This window comes from Okeania sp. SIO2F4 (genome assembly GCF_010672385.1).
Lineage (GTDB): Bacteria > Cyanobacteriota > Cyanobacteriia > Cyanobacteriales > Microcoleaceae > Trichodesmium.
Genome location: NZ_JAAHGT010001399.1, coordinates 1 through 1,481, shown reverse-complemented (window position 1 = coordinate 1,481; position 1,481 = coordinate 1). Strand labels below are relative to the sequence as shown.

Sequence of the window (1,481 nt, the reverse complement as noted above, 5' to 3'; positions counted from 1 at the left end):
TCAATTTTATCCATCATTTTATCGCGAATCTGCAAATTTGGAAATTCTAACAAACCTATTCCAACAGTACAATTCGATCCACTAAACCTGTATACATTGCCTCCTTTTTCCACCATCAGTCGAATAGCGGTTATAAGTAGAGTTGTCATGGGCGCGGACAGATTCAACGAGTTTATTATCGAACTCAGTGTGGACAATTTTTTCCGGGTCAAAGTTAACTGCCTCTTCCCATCCTTGACGTAACTCAGTAGCTTTAGCTGACTCTGCCAGTTGGTCGGTTTTGAGGCGGTTGTATTCGTCCAGATGGTGACTTAAGTTTTCCAGTTTTTCTTTATAATGAGGTTTGTCTAGAACCTCATCCAGAATTTGACGAGCAATTTCAGATATTTGGTCGAGAGCATTATTATCTTCTGCCCACTTAACCAAATTGTCGAGAATTTCTTGTTGTTGTTCCTCTAAGTCTTTGACAGTAACTTCTACCAAGCCACGTCTAGGGGAATTTGTAGTATCATTCCATAGACCTGAACTAGACCTAGGATGGTTAAACTCTACTACATCTTCTCTTCCTTTTCGATTATTAGGTTCGCCAGGATAAAAATGTGTATATGTAATCGGCTCGCCACTAGCCCAGCGCCAATGACCTTCCCGTTCTATATCGTTAAGTCCAATCCAGACTCCTTGACCTCCTACGTTCTGCCTCAGAAAATCTTGTTCTTGTTGATTCCGAATCGTAACCAGATTGCCTCCTACCTTTTGCGCTTCCTCTTGAGCAGCTTGCCAATTTTTAGGTTCAGTGAAGAAGTAGCGACTACTATTATCGGGATTTTCAAAATAATCATAATCTTCAGATAGTTTCAGTCGTTCTTCTTTTTGTCGCTCAAGCTCAAAGAACGAACCGAGAATTTCCCGTGCCTCTCCTATCAACTCAGACTGCGGTTGATATTCTGCCAACTCCTGAGACTCAGCTTCAAAACGTTCCACAATAGGGGCAATTTCTGACCACAACTTAGCATCCTGTTCGATCCACTGTTTCAGCTTCTCAATCTCCTGCTTCAGAGTAGTTTCCCCAGTCACCAACTCATCCCGACGAGGGGCAACCACACCCAAAGTCGTAATCGCATCTCGCAAGTCTGCCAGATTCCGGTCGCGCTCGCCATCCACATCAGCCAAATTATCCTCAATATACTGAATCAAATCATCAACCGACTGAGACAGATTTTGTTGACTTTCCCCAATTTCTTTGGTTTGCTGATGACCTTCCAATAATTGACTCACCCACTGAGTCGCACTTGCCGTCAAATCTTCCCGCACTTGGTCATTCAGTTCAGCATAAGCTAAGACCGTATCCTTATTCACCGCCTTTTCTGCTGCCGTCTCAGTTTCTAATTGACGGTTGAGCGCCTCTAACCGCTCATCATTACTATTGAGTTGTTCCCGAATTTCTAACTCCTGCTGTTGTCGGAGATTTTCTAGAGATGCCG

At 43.3% G+C, this 1,481-nt stretch carries 1 protein-coding gene; it reads right to left on the bottom strand.

From position 1 onward, the window contains the following. Positions 1–81: 81 nt before the first annotated feature. Positions 82–1,481, bottom strand: a 1,400-nt coding sequence (locus tag F6K22_RS40750) for a C-type lectin domain-containing protein (protein WP_293110847.1), incomplete at its 5' end; no start/stop codon positions are given.